The 15906-nt window shown below is 57.9% G+C and carries 10 protein-coding genes and 5 pseudogenes; 14 read left to right on the top strand and 1 reads right to left on the bottom strand.

What is annotated here, in order from left to right:
* Nucleotides 1–92 precede the first annotated feature (92 nt).
* From HCN50_RS32035 to HCN50_RS32085, 11 genes and pseudogenes are all read left to right on the top strand, one after another.
* A complete protein-coding gene (locus tag HCN50_RS32035; protein WP_171713874.1) occupies nt 93–1607 on the top strand; it encodes an NAD-dependent succinate-semialdehyde dehydrogenase in 1515 nt (504 codons plus the stop codon).
* A 10-nt stretch (nt 1608–1617) separates the two neighbouring features.
* Nucleotides 1618–3030 (top strand): aminotransferase, encoded by a 1413-nt coding sequence (locus HCN50_RS32040; protein ID WP_171713875.1) that lies wholly within the window; start codon nt 1618–1620, stop codon nt 3028–3030.
* Nucleotides 3031–3179: 149 nt separating this feature from the next.
* Complete coding sequence (locus HCN50_RS34010) at nt 3180–3788, top strand: aspartate/glutamate racemase family protein (RefSeq protein ID WP_235977350.1); 609 nt, start codon at nt 3180–3182, stop codon at nt 3786–3788.
* Nucleotides 3789–5729: 1941 nt separating this feature from the next.
* Nucleotides 5730–6902, top strand: a complete 1173-nt coding sequence (locus tag HCN50_RS32050) for a M24 family metallopeptidase (protein WP_171713876.1) — start codon at nt 5730–5732, stop codon at nt 6900–6902.
* Between the two features lie 182 nt (nt 6903–7084).
* Nucleotides 7085–7405 (top strand): alpha-hydroxy-acid oxidizing protein, encoded by a 321-nt coding sequence (locus HCN50_RS34895; RefSeq protein ID WP_376700348.1) that lies wholly within the window; start codon nt 7085–7087, stop codon nt 7403–7405.
* A pseudogene (locus HCN50_RS34900) lies at nt 7401–7901 on the top strand (alpha-hydroxy-acid oxidizing protein); the annotation flags it as partial. The gene HCN50_RS34895 and the pseudogene HCN50_RS34900, both read left to right, overlap by 5 nt.
* A gap of 228 nt (nt 7902–8129) precedes the next feature.
* On the top strand, nt 8130–8498 hold the full coding sequence (locus HCN50_RS34015; protein ID WP_235977351.1) for a helix-turn-helix domain-containing protein: 369 nt from the start codon (nt 8130–8132) through the stop codon (nt 8496–8498).
* A gap of 248 nt (nt 8499–8746) precedes the next feature.
* Nucleotides 8747–8977 carry a hypothetical protein gene (locus tag HCN50_RS32070; RefSeq protein ID WP_171713878.1) on the top strand — a complete coding sequence of 77 codons (231 nt, stop codon included), beginning with the start codon at nt 8747–8749 and terminating at the stop codon, nt 8975–8977.
* Nucleotides 8974–10488 (top strand): porin, encoded by a 1515-nt coding sequence (locus tag HCN50_RS32075; RefSeq protein WP_171713879.1) that lies wholly within the window; start codon nt 8974–8976, stop codon nt 10486–10488. Before HCN50_RS32070 ends, HCN50_RS32075 begins: the two co-directional genes overlap by 4 nt.
* Before the next feature lie 275 nt (nt 10489–10763).
* Nucleotides 10764–11651, top strand: a pseudogene (locus tag HCN50_RS32080) (IS5 family transposase); the annotation flags it as partial.
* Nucleotides 11652–11677: 26 nt separating this feature from the next.
* Nucleotides 11678–12031, top strand: a pseudogene (locus HCN50_RS32085) (IS110 family transposase); the annotation flags it as partial.
* On the opposite strand, the pseudogene HCN50_RS32090 reads toward HCN50_RS32085, so the two are convergent.
* Nucleotides 11994–12448, bottom strand: a pseudogene (locus HCN50_RS32090) (IS110 family transposase); the annotation flags it as partial. The pseudogenes HCN50_RS32085 and HCN50_RS32090 sit on opposite strands and share 38 nt — an antisense overlap.
* 635 nt (nt 12449–13083) lie before the next feature.
* Between HCN50_RS32090 and HCN50_RS32095 the strand changes: the two are divergent.
* The 3 genes and pseudogenes from HCN50_RS32095 to HCN50_RS32105 all read left to right on the top strand — a co-directional run.
* Nucleotides 13084–13539, top strand: a complete 456-nt coding sequence (locus tag HCN50_RS32095; protein WP_171713880.1) for a hypothetical protein — start codon at nt 13084–13086, stop codon at nt 13537–13539.
* A 43-nt stretch (nt 13540–13582) separates the two neighbouring features.
* Nucleotides 13583–15031 carry an FAD-binding oxidoreductase gene (locus HCN50_RS32100; RefSeq protein ID WP_171713881.1) on the top strand — a complete coding sequence of 483 codons (1449 nt, stop codon included), beginning with the start codon at nt 13583–13585 and terminating at the stop codon, nt 15029–15031.
* Nucleotides 15032–15056: 25 nt separating this feature from the next.
* Nucleotides 15057–15806 (top strand): annotated as a pseudogene (locus tag HCN50_RS32105) (IS3 family transposase); the annotation flags it as partial.
* Nucleotides 15807–15906 lie beyond the last annotated feature (100 nt).

Raw genomic sequence — 15906 nt, forward strand, 5'->3', positions numbered from 1 at the left:
CTGCAGGCAGAAAAATGTGACGCAAATAGCTCGCTGGGGCAAGTATCCTGACGCACAGACAATATCAAAGATGGCCGCGGTAAGACCTCTAAATGATCTCTCATAGTATCCAAAACAAAAAGCCACCATCTGCCGGTCTTGCTGCTGAGTGTCTGCAAAGCCTGCGGCGTCGCGATTTTGTAGCGGGGGCCGCGTTTATCGATGGCCGCTGGATTGTGAGCGAGCGAAGAGACGTTGTGGTCGACCCCGCGACTGGCGAAGAGATCGCAGATGTCTCCCATTGCAGCGCCGCAGATATGAGTTTGGCAATCACGGCAGCTGAACGATCGTTTCCTGCTTGGCGGGAATTGCTGCCGGCAAGGCGTGGGGCAATTCTGAGGTCTTGGGCATCATTAATGCTCGAGCATTCCGAAGAGCTTGCTATCTTGGTGACGAGCGAGCAGGGTAAACCACTCGCTGAGGCGCGCCACGAAATTGCGTATGCTGCTGGATTTCTCGAATGGTTCGCTGCGGAGGGGGAGCGTGCATATGGGGAGACGATTCCGAGTCACAAGCTCGGAAGTTTGCTTCAGGTGCGAATGCAGCCAATCGGTGTCGCGGCCGCCATCACCCCATGGAATTTTCCGGTTGCCATGATTGCGCGCAAGGCGGGAGCTGCTGTTGCTGCGGGTTGCCCGATTATTGTCAAGCCTGCTCCCGAGACGCCACTATCTGCGCTTGCCATCGCGAGATTGGCCGAGGAAGCTGGCGTCCCGGCCGGTGTGTTTCAGGTGCTCGTTGGCAATCCTGTCGAGCTGTCGACGCCTCTGTTGCGCGACACAAGGGTGCGCGCTCTCTCGTTCACAGGTTCCACCCAAGTCGGTCGTCTGCTTCTTGAGGAGGCGGCTGACACAGTAAAGAAGGTGTCGCTCGAGCTAGGGGGGCACGCCCCCTTCCTCATTTTTGAGGATGTCGACCTCGAAAAGGCTGTCAAAGGAGCGATGACCGCAAAATTCGGTACCTCAGGTCAGGACTGTCTGGCAGCTAACCGCATCTACGTACAAAGGAGCATCTATGGTGCCTTCGTCGAGGCCTTGGCTGCGGCAATGGCGCAGCTCAAAGTTGGCCACGGCCTGGAGCCTGGAACGACAATCGGTCCGATGACAAAGTTGTCAGTGGTCGAGAAGTGCAGGATGCAAATCGATGATGCTGTGAAAAAGGGGGCGCGAGTTCTTTCGACGTATCCGGACGCGGACCTCGGTCCAAACTTCGTTTCTCCTACGCTGCTTAGCGGAGTCACTGAAGACATGCTCATTGCGCGCGAGGAAACATTTGGGCCGGTGGCTGCTGTGCTTCCGTTCGATTCTGAAGAAGAGGTCATCGCCCGCGCAAATGCTAACGAAATGGGGCTGGCTGGATACATTTACACTGACAGCCTACGTCGGGCTCTTCGACTTTCCGAGCGAATCGAGTGCGGTATGGTTGGCATCAATACGGCTTCCTTCACAGGTCCTCCTATTCCGTTCGGTGGATGGAAGCAGTCCGGACTGGGTCGCGAAGGGTCGCGGCACGGCATGGAGGAATATATGGAACTGAAATACGTCTGCTTCGGTGATTTGGCTGCTTAGGAGAACGCGTGTGATTGACATAAAAACCATCGCTGAAAAAGATCGCTTGAGTGTTCTGCATCCTTTCACCCAGCTTAGGGAATTCGCCAGTGGCAAGATCGGTGACCCGACGGTCGTCACAGGCGGACAGGGAATTCGAATCCAAGACGCAGAGGGTCGTAGTTACATCGACGGCTTTGCTGGTCTCTATTGTGTAAATATTGGATACGGCCGAACGGAAGTGGCTGAGGCTATCGCGCGGCAGGCCTACAATTTAGCTTACTACCATACGTACGCAGCCCACACGACGGAAGAGCTGGCAACGCTGTCGGATCGTCTCGTACGAATGGCTCCGGGTAAACCCAGCAAAGTATTTTATGGGATGTCGGGTTCAGACGCGAACGAGACGCAGGCAAAGCTCGTCTGGTATTACAACAATCTACGTGGTCACCCTAAAAGGAAGAAGATCATTTCGCGTGAGCGCGGCTACCATGGCTGCTCAGTCATTTCCGGCTCGATGACCGGGATGTCCTTCTATCACGATCACATGGACCTCCCTTTTCCAGGCATCTTGCATACGGGCACACCGCACCACTATTGGGGTGCTGAGCCAGGCGAGACGGAGGAAGCCTTTTCTCGGCGGCGTGCGGCCGAGCTTGAAGAGCTCATTGTGCGCGAGGGGCCAGAGACTGTCGGCGCCTTCATTGCTGAGCCAGTACTGGGGACTGGCGGCATTACACCCCCGCCTGCGGGCTACTGGCGGGAAATTCAGGATGTGCTCAAGCGCTACGACGTTCTTCTGATCGCCGATGAGGTGATTTGCGGATTTGGTCGGACCGGAGCTGATTTCGGCAGTACCTTGTACGGGATGGAGCCGGATCTGGTGACAGTCGCCAAAGGTCTAACATCTGGCTACGTGCCATTATCGGGAGCCATCGTCGGTGAAAAGGTATATTCTGTGATGGAAGAAGCCGCCGATCGAGTCGGAGCTTTTTCGCACGGGTACACCTATTCCGGTCATCCGATTGCAGCCGCTGCCGCCAACGCGGTCATCGATATCTTCGAGAAAGAACGACTGAGCGATCGCGCGCGGACCGTGGGCGCTCACTTCCATAAACAACTTAAGCAAAAATTCGCTCAGCTGGAGATCGTTGGAGAAGTTCGCGGTGTTGGCCTACTCGGTGCGATCGAGTTCGTTGCTGATCGCCAGACGAAACGGCGGTTTGATCCAGAGCTCAAGGTGGGGGCCCGCATCTCGAAGGCGGCTCGTGATCGGGGGCTTATTGCACGAGCAATGCCGCACGGAGACATCCTTGGTTTTGCACCGCCTCTTGTACTGTCCGAAGCTGAGGTAGATGAAATCGTTGATCTGGCATATCGAGCGACAAAGCAAGTAATGGACGAGCTCGCACGAGAGCATGCGCTGACTAGCAGTCAACGCTGAATGATGGCTGTCGAACCCAATCTGAGCGGAGAAAGCTTGATGCCGAAGAGCACGAAGCCGGTCTGGGAGTAGGGCGAAGTACACAAATCAAAATTTCTCAAGTTAAGTGACCCGATTTGGAATCATCCTGAGCTACGGTGCCAGTGACGATGTCTAGTTTGCTTCTATTGCCGCTGCTATTACTCCGTCAGCTGCCGCCAAAGGCTAAGATCCTCGTCCTGACATACGACTCGACGCATTGCAGCGAAGATTTGCTCAGGCTCGACGATCCAGCCGAGCGGGCGAGGGTCGTGATAGGGGGCATCGAAGGCGGCAAGTTCTGGCATGATGGATTGAAAGGTCCCGCTCCGCCCGTCGATGTCGCGGCGATCGAAAAAGATGTAGCCGCTTGCATCACAACACTCCGAGCCGCGCATCCGGGCATCGCGGCCATCCTGTTCGAATGCGCGGCTTTCCCGACTGTTGCAGCGCCCACCAGTTGTATGGCGCAGCTGCCCGTCTATGACATCACGGACCTTTGCCGGATGAAAATGGCGTCCACAGGTCAGGCTGGGATAGCCGTATCACACATGCTCGACGCGAAAGATTTTAAGAGCGTATGTCGGCTCGAGCAGTGTCACGGTTTGTTTAAGGCAGGAGACCGTTTCTCCGTCAGCACAAGAGTCTTCATGAAGCTCTCGATCTTGGGCGTCATCGTAAGGATTGCCACGGCGGCCCATCGATCCGACGAGACCGTGCTCGGCGAGGCCTCCCGATAGAGCCGGGCAGCGTATTGGTATCCGAGTGGTGAACTTAGCCGGGCGGCGACCCGGTTGAGCGCAAGGCGGCAGCATCAGCCTGACGTCTATCGAACGGCCGACAGCGTAGCCGACAACCCTTGCACGAAATCTTTGTGAGGTAGACAAAGCTGCTTGTGATCGCGACGTAGATGATCGGGCCACAGCAGGTTCGGTCCGGTCCGGACCATATCCTTCGCCAGGTCCAGAAAGATCGGACGATCCTGATAGCTACGATAGTCACGACCTAGCGCCGGCGCCGCAGAGGCTGAAGGTCGCGCTCCGATCAACCGCCTGATCTTCTTGAGAATGAAAGCGAAACGCAGTGATGCATCCCCGCCTGCATCCGTCGATAGTCAGAGTCTTCGAAGCTGTCGGAGATCGCGACCATCATCTCAACGAGTGCGGTGTCTCACCGGCGCTGTCCGCGATATGCCATGCTATGAAGACCTTGCAATGATCCTGCGCCATAGGGGATTCACGGTGCCCAAAGCAATACAGGCGGGGCCGAAGCGGCGGAACACCGGCTTCACGAGATTATCGGCGTGGTCAGTTGCTTGCGCCGATCCAAAGGTCGACAACCTCGAAACTTCACATTCTGCCCGATCAAGCGCAGAATTTCAGCTGCGGGAAGCCCTATATCAGGTCGACCGTCCCGCTTGTTAAAAAAAACGCAAACTTCTGCGCCCAGAGTTTCGAGCACGCAGGCCCTGTCCGTTGTGCTTACGTACTCGCTGAGTAGCCCGCAACACTGGCGAGGTAACACAGTGCCATCGCTGCATTACTTGCAGCCAGCGACGGCATCACGCTTCCGACAAGGCCCGGCGAGGCGGCTGGGGCTCACGTACGTCGAAAATGGCAATTGAGCGCCGGATTTAAGCATCAATGTGCGGCTTGTTGCAGTAATGAGCATTGGAATATCGTTACAGTCCGAAAGGTTTGAGCGTAACTCCGTTTCACGCACCTACTTTGGGGCGCGCCGACAAAGGGGAGGAGGCTAGAATGGGCATAGAGCCCCCAGCACATCGCGCAATAGCGGAACGCATATTCGGTTCCAGCTTCAGGTCGATCGTTGAGGCGCAATTCGAGCTCTACCGGCAAGCGACTATCACCATCATCGCAGTTTCTGACTGGAGGACAGCGAGGTGGCCCAACGCGGGTTGCTTGTCGACCGACCTTGCACGTGCGCAGAGGCCACAACCGCACCAGCCATTGATTCGCAAGAAACGCGTGGATGCGTGCACTTCCTGTCCAGACGACTTGGTGGCGATCGAAGCAGCTCTGTTCGGCGAAGCTTCGGCGCTCGCTCGCAACTCACTTCGATGAACAAAGCGCGACGTTCGTTCGCCGATGAGCGGAGCACTTCGGCGTCAACGATTGATTGGGAATGAAGCAAGAGCACTATGAGCGATCTAATGACGGGGCGCGTCAGCGGTTCGGCGTGAGGCGCCGGACGCTCCTGCAGGCGGCTGTCGCTGCCATGGCGAACCCCTCCAATACCCGGACCGAATGTGATTGAGCTCGATCATTTGCCGTCTGATCTGGTTCCGCTGTTCCAGCATCAACCCCGAGAATGTGCCTCGAAGTTGGCGGTCCAGACTTCCGCTTGGCTTGCCGAAGAGCCCCCGACGGCAAGGCAAACCTTGATAACATCCAGGAGCGTTGGCTGGCATGGCGTGCACAGTAATCTTGCTAACTGGCAATTTGGCGTCGGAGTCCTCGCGGGTTTCGTAGTTGGGCCGGACCACGCCCTGGGCCTGGCTCCTGCTGGCCGGAAGCATCTTTCTCCCGGTGCACATTGTAGAGCCGCTCACCGGGCTCCTATGCTTTTGCTTGGGACGCCTGACTGGAGAGCCGTGTGGGCCGGAATCGAACTCGGACTTTCGCCGATCTCAACATAGCAAAACACGAAGGAGCTAAGAAATGACAATCAGCAAAGGATCGCAAGCATTCCCGCGAACTGAATACGTGCGGAGGCTTGCCGCAGTGAAGTCCGAAATGGAGCGACGCGACATCGACGCACTTGTCGTAAACAATGCGGCTAACATTACCTACCTTACAGGTTACACCGCCCTGTCAGCCTACGTCCCGCAAGGGCTGGTTGTGTCGATTCACCGGGAGGAGCCGACGTTCATCCTGCGTCGCCAGGATGCTCCGGCCGCCATCCACCAGACGTTTCTGGAGCGCGGTAACGTGATCGGCTATCCAGAAAGCCTGATTGGCAACCCTGACATGGATGGTTTCGACACGGTGATCGATTTCCTCCATGAGCTTGGCGTTGCCAGCCGCAGCTTGGGGCTCGAACGGGGTTACCTGTCGGCGCAGGCGTCAGAGAAGTTCAAAGAGCGACTGCCGAAAGCGAGGATCGTGGATTGTACCAAAGCAATTGCGTGGATCCGAGGAATCAAGTCCGATCTCGAAATCGCGGTCATGCGGGAAGCCGCTGCCATCTCCGATGCCGCAATGCTGCGTGCGGCAGAAGTGATCCGTCCTGGCGTCCGGGAAGCCGACGCTGTGGCCGAGATCGTGGCGACGCTGGTGCGCGGTGCTAACGGCAAGCCCGGAACGATCTTCCGGCCGTTGTACTTGTGCTCCTCCCCACGCACCGGTACATCTCACATTATGTACAGCCAGGACGTCTTTCGCGAAGGCTCGCAGATCAATCTCGAGCTTGGCGGCATCCGCCATGGCTACGCTGCTGGCCTTATGCGCACCTTCTCAATTGGCGCACCCTCCGACCGTCTGCGTCGCCTACATGACGCTGAGGTCGCGGGTATGGAGGCCGCGTTGAACGTGGTCCAGCCCGGAGCAACCTGCAGCGACGTGGCCAATGCCTTCTATCGGATGATTGAAAAGCAGGGTTTCAAGAAGGAGTCGCGCTGCGGGTACGCCATTGGAATCGATTGGCTGGAGCCGACCGCAAGCCTGAAGGATGGAGACATGACCGAGCTGAAGCCGAACATGACCTTCCACCTAATGCTGGGCAACTGGATCGACGAGGATTTCGGCTATGTCATCAGCGAGACGTTCCGCGTCACCGAGTCTGGCGCCGAAGTACTAACGAGTGCGCCACGAAATCTATTTGAGCTTAGCTAAAGACTACGGGGATCTTCCGACGACGACCACTCCGTCGGGGGTAGATCTATCAAACAATTTCCAGCGCCGTCTTGCGCGGAGAGCGCTCCGATTGAGCGGTGAGACGGTCGCTGGATGGAACCGGAACGTTCAAGTTACATGTATTGCCCGCCGCCACCGGACAGGGTTCGCATGACGTCGGCGTGACCAGACGGCCACTCTCGGGCCGCAGCTACGCCCATCTCTTTTGCATCTCGCCCGTGAGCCTCGTAGGCCGGCCCAACGCAGACCTGATGCTGGCTCAGACGGCTCAAGAAGCCAACATTCCCTATCTGATGTTGAGCGCGAGCAATGCGTCCATTGAAGCTGCCGCCAAGGTCGCGCCGCACAAACATGCTTTCATATCTGTTGCACGTCCAAGCCCGAGATCATCGAGGCCCTGGTGCGCCGGGCCCCACGATCTCGCGCTCTCGACGTTGGTCGTCACGGTCGACCTGCCCGTGACTCTCGAACCGCGAGCGTAAGAGGCGCAATGGCGTCCCTTGGCCGCTCAAGATGAGCCCGTCGATTGCGCTGGAGGCGCTCCGGCATCCCGGGTGGCTAATCAGCTTCCTGATGTCCGGCGTCATTCCGCTGAACGGCACTCCCAATCGCGCCAGTCCCGGCGAGGTCGCCGATCCCTATGGCACATTGACCCCTGCCCCAATGGTCGCTTGGTCGACACTCGAGTGCATTCGATCGCCATGGTCGCGCAATCTCGTCGTCAAAGGTGTTTTGCATCCAGACGACGCGACGTGCACCGCTCAGCTTGGCGTGCGGACTATCATCGTGTCGACCCCTGACGGCCTACAGCCCGCCCCGTCCCACTGGAGCTGCTGCTCGTTATCCGCGCAGCGGTTTCGCGCGTCGAGCTCATCCTCGAAACTGGCGTCAGGCGCGGCTCCGTCGTCGTCATTGCGATGTGTCTGGGCGCGCTTCTGTTTGATCGTCCGCCCTTATTACTTGACCCAATTGCTCTGAAAGAACGTATGGTTCTGCAAGAGCCCAAAAGGCCTCTTGATCACGTCTATTTCATAGAATCTGGTCTCGTCTCGCTCAGGATTGTTGCGGCGGGAAGCATCCTTGAAACGGCGGTGATTGGATTTCGGGGTACGGTGGGCGCTTCGCTCTTGGTAGGTGGACATCTTTCAATCCATCAATCCATAGTGCTCTTTCCGGGAAGCGCGCACAGGATCCGTGTCGAGCGTGATGACCGAGCGTCATGAAATACGAGAACATCTTGCTCACTACGTTCAAGCGCTGACCTTGCGCTGCGCTCAGACAGGATTGTGCGGCGTTCGGCAAGATCGCGAAAAGCGGCTCGCGAGCTGGCTGTGTCTAGCGAGTGATGCTGTCGACGCTTATGTACTTCCGGTTACCCATGACTACCTTTCGTCCGTGTTGGGCTTGCGCTGCCCTGGGGTTACCGAGACTCTAAACCATTTCGAAGAGCAAGGGTTGATTCGTAAGATGCGCGGCGTCTTGCAGATAGATGAAAGCGCCTCGAGCAAAAGGCATGTAGTTGTTACAAGCTTATTTCAACGCTTACGCCTCGTCGGAATGCGTGATTCCGACTGACAAGCCGGCGGGCTAGCAAAAATCCAACGACGCCATTCTAGATTCGCCTTCTCAGTTCATTTTAGAGACAAGTTGCCGACGACGGTGTTACCTGCGCGGCCATACGCGTCCGTGAACGTTTCCGGACAGTTACATTCAGCGACATTTCAACGGCGCCATATTGGTACGAAGCGTGCCTTCATGGAAGTCTGAGGTACGAAACGTACAGTTATGACGCGATTAGAACACGCTTTGCCGGGTGCGCGTACATGTTGGTCCGTTACGTACAAACTTTGCGCGCCGATATCGAGCACGATCTGTCAACGTACCATGCGAGCGGCGGAATGGTCCGCGCCGCGACGTTAACTGGTTGTGTCAATCCGTTGGCGTTCGAGCAGACCCTGCAGGTCGAGAATGATTGGGGCGGGGCGAAGGTGGTTGGTTCTTCCGTAACAGTTGAGCGGCCACTTTCAGCTAAGCAATTTGGAGAACTGTTATGAAGATGATGAAGAGCCTTTTGCTCGGCGCGGCGGCGGGTCTGATCGCCGTAAGCGCAGCGCGTGCTGCCGATCTGCCTGTCAAGGCTAAGGCGGTCGAATACGTGAAAGTTTGCTCCCTGTATGGTGCGGGCTTCTACTACATCCCGGGCGCTGACACCTGTATCAAGCTGGGCGGATACCTGCGCGTGGATGTCCTGGCAAACACGAACTCGGACAACACCGGTAACACGTCGGGCGCCGGAGCAGCGCGAAACCGCTTCACGAACGGCTACACTTGGCGGTCTCGTGAAGACTTGAACATCGATACGCGTACCGCGACCGAGTACGGAGTACTCCGCACTTTCTTCGATGCGACGTTCACTTGGACAACGGACACCTACGCTGGGAACGGGACGGGAGCGACTGTTTACTCGCCGATCGGGCCTTCCCCGTTCAGTTCCGCGCCGAACAACGCCAACGCCGGTGCAAACGCCTTTGGTACGGTCGGCGTGTACTACGCCTTCATGCAGTTCGCTGGCTTCACCATCGGTAAGGCCATCTCGGAGTTCAGCGCTCCTTGGACGAACTATCCAGGCAACAGCTTCGATGGTCTTGTTGGCGGTGGCGGCGCGGTTACCGGTACGAACCAATTCACCTACACGGCGCAGTTCGGCAACGGCGTGTCAGCCGCTATCTCAGCCCAGGATCAGACCGCCTACACTCAGGCCGGCGTCAACAACATCAGTGCGGGCGGCGCTTTTGGTACGAGCGACTACGCCGGAACGATCGCTCCTGATCTGATCGGCACGATCACAGTCAACCAGGCTTGGGGTCTGTTCAAGGCTTCGGTGGCCGCGCATGACAATCATGCGGCGTACTACGGTCCGACCGAGGTGACCGGTCATCCCGACGACAAGTGGGGATGGGCCGGGCAGTTAGCCTTGTCAGTCAACAACGTCCCAACAGGACCGGGTGACTCCATCAACGTCTCGGCCGTGTACACAAAGGGTGCAACGCGCTTCAACATCCAGCAGGACAGCCAGGCGGCCGCCATGACCATCTATGGTGGCACAAGCCTGCCTGGCGCCTACCAGAGCGTTGGCTTCGGGTTTGCTCCTGACACGGTGTTTGCCGCGGGTACCCAGCAGCAGCTGACCCAGACCTGGGGCGGGCGCGGTGCGTTCAACCACAACTGGGACCCCAACTGGTCGACGAGCATTTACGGTGCTTACGCCGCAGTCCGTTACAACAGCACCGCCAAGGGTTTGATCTGCGCCAATGCGACCTTTGCTGTTGCTACGGTAATCACCTGCAACCCTGACTATAACGTTGCGCAGGCTGGTATCGTCACTCGTTGGACCCCTGTCAAGAACCTCACCTTCTTGGCTGATCTCACCTATACCCACCTGGATCAGAACTTCTCCGGCACGGTCAGCGTTCCAAGTGCGACTATCGGTAAGCCGGCAGCCGCGTACGAGCTCAAGGATCAGAACACACTCCTCCTGTTGCTCCGGGCTCAGCGCAACTGGTAAATCTTTGTTAAACTAGCGGAAGGAGAAAAGAAGCGCCTCTATAAATCTAAGTTTGACCTCCAAGAAGGCCTCCGGCATGCCCGCCGGGGGCCTTTTAAATGTAGTCGCCCGTGTAGAATCCCCTAAGGCCTTGACTGGGGATTCAATTTTTCTAGCGAAGGCGGTTTCGCGATTGCAAGCTTTTGCGGCGTGGGACCTCGGAAGCTTGCAAGTTTGATTTTGAAGATTCCGTCGAATCGCTGGTCGTGGCTTCCGTGGTCGCAGCGGAGGGGACGATGCGACCGAAGAAGCCGGGGACGACGGGGGAAGGCGATCTGTTTCGCGCCAGGCTCGATCAGATCATCAACCTGAAGCACGAGCTGGTGCAGCTTGGCGGCAAGGTCGACTGGGACTGGATCGATCGCGAGATCGCGCCGCTCTACAGCGACAAGGGCCGGCCGGCCGTCGCAAGCCGCTTCGTAATCGGGCTGTTGCTGCTCAAGCACATCTAGGGCCTGTCCGACGAGGGGGTGTGCGAGCGCTGGGTCTACGACCCGTATTTCCAGCACTTCACCGGTGAAGAGTTCTTCCGGCACGAGTTCCGGCATGAGCAATCCGACCTCAGCCACTGGCGCAAGCGGCTCGGCGACAAGCTGGAGCTTTTGTTGGCCGAGAGCCTGCGGGTCGCGCACGAGACCGGCGCGCTGCGGACGCGCGACCTCAAGCGGGTGACGGTGGACACCACCGTTCAGCCCAAGGCCGACGCCAAACCGGTCCATGCGGCGATCAAGGGGCTCAATCGCCTGGTCCGCGAGCACGGCCTGCGGCTGCGGCAATCGTATCTGCGCATCGCCAAGCGGGCGGCGACGATGGCAGGACGCTATGCCCACGCCAAGCAGTTCAAGCGCCATCGTCGGCAGTTGCGCAGCTTGCGGAGGTGGCTCGGGCGGCTCATCCGCGACATCCGCCGCAAGGTCGTTGGTCAGGTAGAGCTTGAGGCTGCATTCGAACAGCCGCTTTCGCGCGCCGCGCAGATCCGCTCCCAAGAGCAGCGCCAGCGCGGATGGAAGCTCTATTCCTTTCACGCGCCCGAGGTCGATTGCATCGGCAAGGGCAAGGCCTCGGCGCCTTATGAGTTAATGGCATGGACCACGCCCGCTCTCAGCGGCAACGTGGAACCCGGGCGGAGACAGCAGCAGGAGCGCAAGCCATGTCGAATACGAGCATTGTCACAATCGGCATCGATCTCGGGAAGAACACATTCCATGTCGTCGGTCTCGATGCCACAGGAGCAATCACGCTACGCAAGAAGCGGTCGAGAAATCAGCTTGACCAGTCGCTGGGCAATGTTCCGCGTTGTCTGATCGGAATGGAGGCGTGTGCAGGCGCACATCATCTAGGGCGCAAGCTCGAGAAATTGGGCCATCAAGTACGGCTCTTGCCGGCACAATACGTCAAACCATACCTCAAGGCTCACAAGAATGACTTTCGGGATGCTGAAGCCATCGCCGAGGCCGCTCAGCGACCGACAATGCGGTTCGTCCCAGTGAAGTCAGCCGAACAACCGCCGCTCGGGCGCGGACGAGATCTCGCATCGCTTCGTGGCTTTCATCGGAAACCCACGCCGCCATCAGCTCGCCGGCGCGCAGCAGCCGAGCGAGAGAAACAGCGTCCCGGCGATTCGTCTTCACGCGATCGCCCGACTTCCTCGGGATCAGCGATGGCGCAACCGCGACGCATTCATGGCCGAGCGACCGGATCAGGCGATAAGGCCATAGCCAGTTGGACCGGCCTCATAACAGAAATGCACACCATCAAACCGGCTGGCGATCCGTTCAACGACCCGGCGCATGCCGGTCGCCGACGCGTCAACCTCACCGAAGAAGCGAACCTCTCCTTCTCGGCCTGTTTCCGCGATCGCGATGGCATTTTTCAGCTTCGCGACGTCGATTCCGACAAATGCTTCCTTATAATCTGCCACGGCTCGTCCTCCTGTGACGAGGATCGGCTCGGTACGCCCGAGTAAACCCTCGGACGCGCAGTGTAGGCCGAGCCACGTCACCGGAAGAGGCGGACATACGGCCTTACAACGCTCTCGGCGAGACGATTGAGACGTCAGGCATCAAAGATGCGTTCCGAGCGGAGCCCTCTTCGGTATACTCAGTTCCCGAGCCTTGAGCTGAATTTCTCCGCCAAACGGATTTGCGATGCAGGAAATCCTCCGAACTGCAGGAAAATGCAACGCAAACATGATTGGTGCGCCGGTATCCTGAATAGATATCAACCCACGCACACCTGGGACTTCAAAGGGGTCCTTCTAAGTAGTCGGCGGAGCTCGGAGAAAACTTCGCGGAGCCTACCGTGATTGGTTAAATGACTGACGACATGCTGATTGCGAGGAAATCCCCGATGGCCATCGATCCTTGTGAACGCTCCTTGCGTACCATGAGGACAAGCGGCTACCGCTTGCGATCGAATTCGGCGTGAGCCAAGCGCGGCTTCGCGTTGCGCGTTTTGCTCGGACAGCCCTTGCCGAGCTGATCTGCCCGCAATTTTCGTTACCATTGGATAGCCCGGCTTCAGGCTGTGTTCAGAGTGGGAATTCGAAAGAGATCAATGTCCGATAAACTGATCCTCAAGCCTGTGGATGTGGTTTCACATGGACAAGTCAGCTCTCGCGAAAAGCTACGTACTTCGGGCGAGGCGTTTTGTAACTTGGTCAAATGCGTCGCCAAACGAACAACGAAAATCGGAAAGCCTGGGCATCGTCCTATTCTACACGTCGACGTTTACGCTTGGCTTGGGCTCGAGATCGGGATGGAGGTAAAGAATATTGCCGATTTCGTCGCGCGGCTTTCTGATGATCCTTGGGTTACCGGCTTCATATTGGATGTGCGGCCTACTTTGGGCCAACCGAAGCTCAGTCCAATGAATGGGCCAAGATTGTCGCGTTTCTCGACGAGCGCGGCACAAAAGCTAGGTTTGTGGTTGGTTGACATCAGGCTTTGCGGCAAAGCAACAAGCGGCTCATTTAGCTCAGCGGGTCATCTAGCTCCAGATCAATTTGCCTGAGGTTGGGTCGATCGCCGCGGCCTGCATCGGGAGGAGTGCCATCATGAATAATCTCACAAAACGTACGTCCAAACCAGTCCCAGAAGACGTCCTTTATCAACTCAAGGAGATTGTCGGTCATTCAGGATATTTAGACGATCCAGCTGAAATCGCGCCGTATTGCATGTCATGGCGTGACAACTGGGTAGGATCGACTCCCCTCGTTCTTCGGCCAGCCTCGGTTGATGAAGTTTCTCGGCTGGTCAAGGTTTGCGCTTCGGCGGGGGTACCTATCGTTCCTCAAGGGGGCAATACCGGGCTGACAGGAGCAGGACAGCCGCATGGCAATGGAAGTGAGGTCATCATTTCGACTTCGCGACTGCGCGCCATCCGCGACATTGACACACTGAACGATACAATCACCGTCGAGAGCGGGGTCGTACTGGCGGAAATTCAGAGACGCGCCTCTGAATACGACCGACTGTTTCCTTTAAGCCTTGGCGCCGAGGGCACGTGTCAGATCGGTGGAAACATCTCCACGAATGCCGGTGGTGTCCAAGTATTTCGTTACGGGAGTACTCGAAATCTGATTCTGGGCCTGGAAGTGGTTCTTCCTGATGGCCGCGTCTGGGATGGCCTGCGCGCTTTGCGCAAGGATAACACCGGGTACGATCTGAAGCAGTTGTTCATCGGTGGAGAGGGCACACTTGGCGTAATCACTGCTGCGGTCTTGCGGCTATTTCCGAAGCCGATCGAAACGCAAACAGCATTGGTTGCGGTACGAAGCCCGCATGCCGCAGTTGAGTTGCTTGCACATCTGCGAGGCCAAATGGCGGAGCACTTGTCGACTTTCGAACTAATGCGTCGCATCTGCATCGACGCAGTAATCGAGCTAATACCCGGACATGGAGATCCGTTGGCAACAAAATTTCCTTGGTACGTTCTTATGGAAACGACCGGGCAGGGGCCGATAGGCTCTCTCCGCGAGCCGCTGGAAGAGGCGCTTGCATCGGCATTGGAAAATGGTATCGCCGATGACGTTGTCATCGCGGAGTCAGGTGAGCAGAGAAGAAGGCTGTGGGCTATCCGCGAGGATCAGGGCGAGGTGCAGCACCGCATCGGCACAGGCATTAAGCATGATGTATCAATTCCCGTCTCGCGTATCGCGGAGTTCATCGAGCGGGCAGACGCTGCGCTCGCGGCAGCTTATCCCGGCATCCGCCACTATGCCTTTGGGCACGTCGGCGATGGCAATATACACTATAACCCAATCGCGCCGGCCGACTGGGCCGGCGATGCTTTTGCGCGAGAGCGCGGACCGATAAATCGAATTGTGCACGATATAATTACCGATCTGCGTGGCTCGATAAGCGCGGAACATGGGATAGGGCAGTTGCGCATTGAACAAGCGGAAATCTACAAGCCCGCCGTCGAATTGGAAATGATGCGCGCTATAAAGCGTGCCCTAGACCCAAACAATCTGATGAATCCTGGTAAGATCTTAAGACTCTAATGTTGTCGGAAATCTGGCCAACCGCCAAACAGTTGAGGACGAGAGCACGCGCCTGACGGCTCCTAGCCGACGCCATGCTGGACAACGCAGCCTTGAAGGACCTCGTGGGAAAGAAATGGTGACGCCCGCGGCCAAGCGGAAAGCTGTCGCCCATCTCCGAGACGCCTTCGGGATGAGCGAACGGCGGGCGTGTAAAGCCATCGGCTGCTGTCGCATGACCATGAGATACCAGACGACCCGGGCTGACGATGCCGGCCTTCGCCAGCGCATGAGAGCGATCGCCCAGGATCGCCGCCGCTTCGGCTATCGGCGTCTGCATGTCCTGCTCGAGCGGGAGGGCTATGTGGTCAACCACAAGAAACTGTTCCGGCTCTATCGGGAGGAGAAGCTTGCGGTGCGCCGCCGCGGCGGTCGCAAGCGCGCAATCGGGACCCGGGCGCCGATGACGGTGCCGATGGCGCCGAACGACCGCTGGTCACTCGACTTCGTGTCGGATCAGCTCACCGATGGTCGCCGCTTCCGCATTCTGACCGTCGTCGATGATTGCACCCGCGAGTGCCTGGCGCTGGTGGCCGATACCTCGCTGTCCGGCACCCGGGTGGCGCGGGAGCTGGACCGGCTGATGATTGAGCGCGGCAAGCCAAAGATGGTGGTCAGCGACAACGGCAGCGAGCTCACCAGCAACGCCATCCTAACATGGGCCGATCAGAGCCGCGTCGCCTGGCAGTACATCGCGCCGGGCAAGCCCATGCAGAACGCCTTCATCGAGAGCTTCATGTATAGACGGCCCCGCGGATGCAAGGGATTTCAGCAGCACTTTGGATACCGGTCGGGTGCGTTCATGTATACGGCCTGTTAGTGCGACCGATGCCATG

The organism is Bradyrhizobium archetypum (genome assembly GCF_013114835.1).
Taxonomy (GTDB): Bacteria; Pseudomonadota; Alphaproteobacteria; order Rhizobiales; family Xanthobacteraceae; genus Bradyrhizobium; species Bradyrhizobium archetypum.

Coding starts and splice junctions, on each gene's coding strand:
- HCN50_RS32035 (WP_171713874.1), top strand. CDS start 93: ATGATCTCTCATAGTATCCAAAACAAAAAGCCACCATCTGCCGGTCTT.
- HCN50_RS34010 (WP_235977350.1), top strand. CDS start 3,180: ATGTCTAGTTTGCTTCTATTGCCGCTGCTATTACTCCGTCAGCTGCCG.
- HCN50_RS32050 (WP_171713876.1), top strand. CDS start 5,730: ATGACAATCAGCAAAGGATCGCAAGCATTCCCGCGAACTGAATACGTG.
- HCN50_RS34015 (WP_235977351.1), top strand. CDS start 8,130: ATGACCGAGCGTCATGAAATACGAGAACATCTTGCTCACTACGTTCAA.
- HCN50_RS32070 (WP_171713878.1), top strand. CDS start 8,747: ATGTTGGTCCGTTACGTACAAACTTTGCGCGCCGATATCGAGCACGAT.
- HCN50_RS32075 (WP_171713879.1), top strand. CDS start 8,974: ATGAAGATGATGAAGAGCCTTTTGCTCGGCGCGGCGGCGGGTCTGATC.
- HCN50_RS32095 (WP_171713880.1), top strand. CDS start 13,084: ATGTCCGATAAACTGATCCTCAAGCCTGTGGATGTGGTTTCACATGGA.
- HCN50_RS32100 (WP_171713881.1), top strand. CDS start 13,583: ATGAATAATCTCACAAAACGTACGTCCAAACCAGTCCCAGAAGACGTC.